Annotated in this window: 7 protein-coding genes; 5 read left to right on the plus strand and 2 right to left on the minus strand. The window is 70.9% G+C overall.

Going from position 1 to position 6,005, the window contains the following annotated elements; translation table 11 throughout:
* Positions 1-106: 106 nt before the first annotated feature.
* A complete protein-coding gene (locus B9S61_RS04270; protein ID WP_181007233.1) occupies positions 107-1,180 on the minus strand; it encodes an alpha/beta fold hydrolase in 1,074 nt (357 codons plus the stop codon).
* 228 nt (positions 1,181-1,408) lie between these two features.
* Between B9S61_RS04270 and B9S61_RS04275 the strand changes: the two genes are divergently transcribed.
* The 4 genes from B9S61_RS04275 (at position 1,409) to B9S61_RS04290 (ending at position 3,413) form a co-directional block, all read left to right on the plus strand.
* Positions 1,409-1,636, plus strand: a complete 228-nt coding sequence (locus B9S61_RS04275; RefSeq protein WP_103540993.1) for a hypothetical protein — start codon at positions 1,409-1,411, stop codon at positions 1,634-1,636.
* Between the two features lie 210 nt (positions 1,637-1,846).
* Entirely contained in the window at positions 1,847-2,491 is a 645-nt protein-coding gene (locus B9S61_RS04280; protein ID WP_103540996.1) for a TetR/AcrR family transcriptional regulator, read from the plus strand.
* A 140-nt stretch (positions 2,492-2,631) separates the two neighbouring features.
* Complete coding sequence (locus tag B9S61_RS04285) at positions 2,632-2,859, plus strand: DUF3107 domain-containing protein (RefSeq protein WP_030220063.1); 228 nt, start codon at positions 2,632-2,634, stop codon at positions 2,857-2,859.
* Positions 2,860-3,143: 284 nt separating this feature from the next.
* A complete protein-coding gene (locus B9S61_RS04290; RefSeq protein WP_103540994.1) occupies positions 3,144-3,413 on the plus strand; it encodes a hypothetical protein in 270 nt (89 codons plus the stop codon).
* A gap of 180 nt (positions 3,414-3,593) precedes the next feature.
* Here B9S61_RS04290 and B9S61_RS04295 read toward each other — a convergent pair whose 3' ends face one another.
* Positions 3,594-4,349: a ferritin-like domain-containing protein gene (locus tag B9S61_RS04295; protein WP_103540997.1), complete on the minus strand. Its 756-nt coding sequence runs from the start codon at positions 4,347-4,349 to the stop codon at positions 3,594-3,596.
* A 480-nt stretch (positions 4,350-4,829) separates the two neighbouring features.
* On the opposite strand from B9S61_RS04295, the gene B9S61_RS04300 reads away from it, so the two are divergent.
* A partial coding sequence (locus B9S61_RS04300) for a DEAD/DEAH box helicase (protein WP_258039540.1) occupies positions 4,830-6,005 on the plus strand: 1,176 nt, incomplete at its 3' end.

Consider the following 6,005-nt stretch of genomic DNA (forward strand, 5'->3'; position numbering starts at 1 on the left):
TCCCGGCGGCCTGCGCGGCCGTCCCGGCCCTTCCGTTCTGCGGTTGTGTCGGTGGCGTTGCCCTTCGGGGCGGGTCCACGTCGGCTGTGGCGTCCCACGTCGCGCCTCAGCCCCTCATGTTGTCGGCGGTGGTTCCGTCACCGGTATCGGCCGGTGAACCCGGAGCGCCCTGCGCGTCCGGCTCCCCAGTATCCCCCTCATCGGCCGAATCCGTTGTATCCATGAGCAGTTCACGGAAGGCGAGGGCCACGGTCTCGGGGTACTCCATCATCGCCACGTGCCCCGCGTCCGGAAGTGTCACCAGCCGGGAGCCCCGGAAGGCGCGTGCCGACCGCTGGGCCATCCGGAAGCCGACGAGCTGGTCCCGGCCGCCGTAGACGAGCAGGGTCGGCGCGAGCACCCGCTCGGCCTGGCGCCACAGTCCGTGCTGGCCACCCAGGGTGTACGCGTTGACGATCCCCCGCGCGGAGCGGGCCATCGCGTCCCAGAAGTACGGCAGCCGCAGCCGCCGCTCCATCTCCTGCACGGCGTTGCGGAACCCCTCCGACGACACCCGCGCGGGGTCTCCGTAACAGAGCTTCAGCACACCGCGGACCCGCTGTTCCGCCGTCCACTCCCGGGTGATGCGGGTGAACAGCGGTGCGATGCCCGGCACCGCCAGCAGACCCGTGGGGACGGCGCTGCGCTGCACCCGCAGTTCCGGCAGGGCCGGTGACACGAGCGTGAGGGTGCGGAGGAGGTCGGGGCGTACCGCGGCCACGCGGGTCGTGATCGCGCCGCCGAGGGAGTTGCCGAAGAGGTGCACCGGGCCGCGGCCGGAGGCGTCGAGATAGCGGATCACCGCGCGGGCGTGCGCGGTGATGGAGTAGTCGCCGTCGTCGGGCGGTGGTGAGTCGCCGAAGCCCGGCAGGTCCAGGGCCTCGCTGTCGACGACGTCGTGCAGCAGCGGCATGAGGGCCGACCAGTTCAGTGAGGAACCGCCGAGTCCGTGGACGTAGAGAGCGGACGGCAGCCCTTCCCGCGCGGGCGGCCTCGACCGGACCGAGAGCGTGATGCCGGACAGCTCCACCGACCTGAGCCGCTCGCCCTCCGCGATCCTGGCGGCCGCCGCATCGGGCAGCACGCTCGCGGGCGGCACAGGCGGCACGGGCGGCACGGACGGCAGCTCGGTCGAAGACATGCGGCAATATTACGAGACGATCACGTACTGGCTCATGTGTTCGGCATCACAGAGCGCCCGTCCGGGGCGCGCGGCCGGGGCGCGCGCCTGCTCCACGGGCGGGCGCACCCGCCACATCCCGGTCGCGGATCGCATGGCGTCCGGATCGGGTGTCTCCTAGGCTCGTACAGAGGGCACCCGCATGTGGCCCCTGCATCTTCAGGGACATTCGTAGGAAGGGAGCCCACCATGGCCGTAGACCCGAGCGACCCCGAGACGTTCACGGACGACGAGGCCGCGTCCGAGGACCGGGAGTACGACGTCGAGGCCCCCCCGGCCGACGCCGCCGAGCAGCAGGCGGAGGTGAACCCGGACCGCGACGACCCGCTGACCGACGTCGAGCCCGACCGCGCCAGCGAGGCGGATCTGGTGGAACAGGCCCGGGTCGTCTCCCTCGACGAGGACGACTACCGGTGAGGAGCTCGCCGGCCGGGGCACCTTCGCACGATGAGCCGAGCCACGAGGGGGACGCCTCTTGCCCGCTCTGACAGCTTTTGAAACCGTCCGTACCGCTTTCTCCGCCGTCCGGTCCGTGAAATTCTGCACGCTCACCGCGCACACCACGGTTACCGAAAAGTACGATGGCGGCGCGGCTCACCCCGCGCAGGGACGACAATGGGAGGCGGCGTGACAGCCATCGAGCAGACAGACGCGGTACGCCCGAGGGGTACACGTCTGCCGCGCCGTGCCCGACGGAACCAACTGCTGGGCGCCGCCCAGGAAGTCTTCGTCGCGCAGGGCTACCACGCGGCGGCGATGGACGACATCGCCGAGCGCGCCGGCGTCAGCAAGCCGGTGCTCTACCAGCACTTCCCCGGCAAGCTCGATCTCTACCTCGCGCTGCTGGACCAGCACTGCGAGGCCTTGATCCAGTCGGTGCGCCACGCGCTGGCGTCGACGACGGACAACAAGCAGCGCGTCCGGGCGACCATGGACGCCTACTTCGCGTACGTCGAGGACGACGGCGGCGCGTTCCGCCTGGTCTTCGAGTCGGACCTGACGAACGAGCCCGCCGTCCGCGAGCGCGTCGACAAGGTCACCCACGAGTGCGCGGAGGCGATCTGCGACGTCATCGCCGAGGACACCGGACTGTCGCGGGCGGAGTCGATGCTGCTCGCCTCGGGGCTCGGTGGTCTCGCCCAGGTGGTGGCGCGGTCCTGGCTGCACAGCGACCGGAGTGTGCCGCGCGACCAGGCGGTGCAACTGCTGACCTCGCTGGCCTGGCGGGGTATCGCCGGATTCCCGCTGCACGGTGTCGATCAGCAGCACTGAGGGCGGCGGGGCGTGTGTTCCCGCCGGCTGTTCGCTCCTGGCGTTGCCGGGCGCGGCGTGAACGTCCCCTCACCGGGCTAATGTGTGCTGGTACGGCGCGGAAGGTCGCGCACTTCACTGACCGTCGGAGGGACATAGCCGTGGAGGTCAAGATCGGCGTGCAGCACGCGCCCCGCGAGATCGTTCTGGAGAGCGGTCAGAGTGCGGAGGAGGTCGAGCGTGTGGTGGCCGAGGCGCTGGCCGGGAAGTCGCAGCTGCTGAGCCTCGTGGACGAGCACGGCCGCAAGATCCTGGTCCCGGCCGACCGTCTCGCGTACATCGAGATCGGCGAGCCGGCCCCGCGCAAGGTGGGTTTCGGCGCACTGTAGGCGCGCTGCGGGCGACGACCGGCAGTCGTGAGAAGGGCCCGGCGGTTCCGCACCGCCGGGCCCTCCCGCGTCTCCGGCGGCCCGCCGGCACCCCGCTCGGCAGCCTGTGCGGGGTGCCGCGCCCCGCGTGGGCACCCCGTGTGGCACGCCTCGGGGAGGCGCCGGCGCCCTCCTCGCGAACGGAGCACGGGTCACCCCCGAGGGTGGATTGCATTCCGCAGGTCAGGGGTATGACGGGCTAGGACCGATTGTGAGCAGGCCGGCCATGTGGGAGGGACCCCAGCATGCTCTTCGAAGCGCTCAGCTCCGCGATCCTCGGCCTGGCTCTGGCGTGGGCGGCGTACCACCGCATGTCGCACCGTCTTCCCGCCCGCGCCCTGGTTCTGCCGACCGGTGTGGCCGGAGCGCTGTCCGGCGCCTTCGTCATGAACACCGCGCTGGACGCCGGAAACCTGCTGACGATACTGCTCGGCTCGGTGATCGTCTCCGTGGCGTCGCTGTCCCTGCTGCTGCGCCCCGCGGGAAGACTGCGCCGCCGGTCGGCGACCGCCTGACCGGCCGCCGACGGTGGCGTCGGGGATGAACCGGACCCACGGCCGGGCCCACGACCGGTCCTGAACGGACGTGTACGGGAACGGCCGTGTACAGGAACGGACCTGTACGGGAACGGACCCGAACCGGATCGGTACGCGACCTGTCCCGGCCCGGGGCGGCCCCGCCGCCCCGGGCGGCCGTCAGGCAGCCAGCCCCAGTGCCGCCATCCGCTTGGTGTGCGCCTCGGTGATCCGGGAGAACATCTTGCCGACCTCGGCGAGATCGAACCCGTCCGCGACGCCGCCCACGAGCATCGTCGACAGCGCGTCCCGGTCGGCGACCACCCGCTGGGACTGCGACAGCGCCTCCCCCATCAGCCGACGTGCCCACAGCGCGAGCCGTCCGCCCACACGCGGGTCCGCGTCGATGGCCGCGCGCACCTTCTCCACGGCGAAGCCGCCGTGCCCCGTGTCGTCGAGCACGGCCAGCACCAGGGCGCGGCTGTCGGAGTCCAGGCGGGCCGCGACCTCACGGTAGAAGTCGCTGGCGATGGAGTCGCCGACATAGGCCTTGACCAGGCCCTCCAGCCAGTCGGAGGGCGCGGTCTGCTTGTGGAACCCGTCGTAGGCGGCGACGAACGGCTCCATCGCGAGCGTCGGCTCCTCACCGATCTCGGCGAGCCGGTCGCGCAGCCGCTCGAAGTGATGGAACTCGGCCGAGGCCATCTTCGCCAGCTCCGCCTTGTCCGACAGCGTGGGAGCCAGCTTGGCGTCCTCCGCGAGCCGCTCGAACGCCGCCAGTTCGCCGTACGCGAGCGCACCGAGCAGATCCACGACGGCGGCCCGGTACTGGGGGTCGGCGGAGGCGGCCGCCCAGTCCATGGCGGCGACGCCGGTGTGCCCGGCGGAGGTCTCGGGGGTGTCCTCGGCGTTGTCAGGCTTGTCAGAGCTCGTCATGAAGCGCACAATAACCCGCTTGTCCCGCGCCGGAAGGCCCCGGTCAATCAGTGTGACGACGACTACGTGACCAAATCGGCCATGGCATGTGCGTGAATCCGGGGTATGGTGGTAATGCGCCTGCTGAGCACTCTGACGTACTCGACAGGCCGCATGTATGAGGATGCCCGGTCGGTGGCCCGATCGGCTCCGACCCGCCAGCCCTCTGAAGCCGTACGGCACAGTGCGTACGGAATCCGGAGGGACACCTCAGCGGTACGAACGCTCGAGCGTCGGCAGTGGTCCCGCGTCCATCGGCTCCGTTCACCAGGCGGCCGACGTCCCCGGCACGGTCCCTACACGACCCCCGCGCTCGCCTCGCACCGCGCACACAGAAGAGGCAGCACCCTGACTACGACTTTCCGAGAGCTCGGAATCCTCCCCGAGATCGCCGAGGCCCTGGAGGCCGTCGGCATCACCACTCCCTTCCCCATCCAGGAGATGACGCTCCCCGTGGCCCTGACGGGCACGGACGTCATCGGCCAGGCCAAGACCGGCACCGGAAAGACGCTCGGCTTCGGCCTTCCGCTCCTCGAGCGCGTCACCGTCCCCGCGGACGTCGAGGCCGGCCGCGCGCGGCCCGAGGACCTCACCGACGCCCCGCAGGCGCTGGTCGTCGTTCCCACGCGCGAACTGTGCACGCAGGTCACCAATGACCTCCTCACCGCCGGCAAGGTGCGTAATGTGCGCGTCACCGCCATCTACGGCGGCCGGGCCTACGAGCCCCAGGTCGAGGCCCTGAGGAAGGGCGTCGACGTGATCGTCGGCACCCCGGGCCGCCTGCTGGACCTCGCCGGTCAGAAGAAGCTCGACCTGAAGCACGTGAAGGCGCTCGTCCTCGACGAGGCCGACGAGATGCTCGACCTGGGCTTCCTGCCCGACGTCGAGAAGATCATCAACATGCTCCCGGTCAAGCGCCAGACCATGCTGTTCTCGGCGACCATGCCCGGCGCGGTGATCGGCCTGGCCCGGCGCTACATGTCGCAGCCGACGCACATCCGCGCCACGGCCCCGGACGACGAGGGCGCGACGGTCGCGAACACCACACAGTTCATCTACCGCGCGCACAACATGGACAAGCCCGAGCTGGTCGCGCGGATACTGCAGGCCGACGGCCGGGGCCTGGTCATGGTCTTCTGCCGCACCAAGCGCACCGCCGCGGACCTCGCCGACCAGCTCAAGCAGCGCGGTTTCGCCTCCGGCGCGGTCCACGGCGACCTCGGCCAGGGCGCCCGCGAGCAGGCGCTGCGCGCGTTCCGCAACGGCAAGGTGGACGTGCTCGTCTGCACCGACGTCGCCGCTCGCGGCATCGACGTCGAGGGCGTGACGCACGTCATCAACTACCAGTCCCCCGAGGAAGAGAAGACGTACCTGCACCGCATCGGCCGTACCGGCCGCGCGGGTGCGAAGGGTACGGCGATCACGCTCGTCGACTGGGACGACATCCCACGCTGGCAGCTGATCAACAAGGCGCTGGACCTGGGCTTCAGCGACCCGCCGGAGACGTACTCCACCTCGCCGCACCTGTTCACCGACCTGGGCATCCCCGCGGGCACCAAGGGCATCCTGCCGCGCGCGGAGCGGACCCGCGCCGGGCTGGACGCCGAGGAGCTGGAA

Origin of the sequence: Streptomyces sp. SM1, from assembly GCF_002910825.1 — a bacterium.
GTDB classification, from domain to species: Bacteria; Actinomycetota; Actinomycetes; order Streptomycetales; family Streptomycetaceae; genus Streptomyces; species Streptomyces okerensis.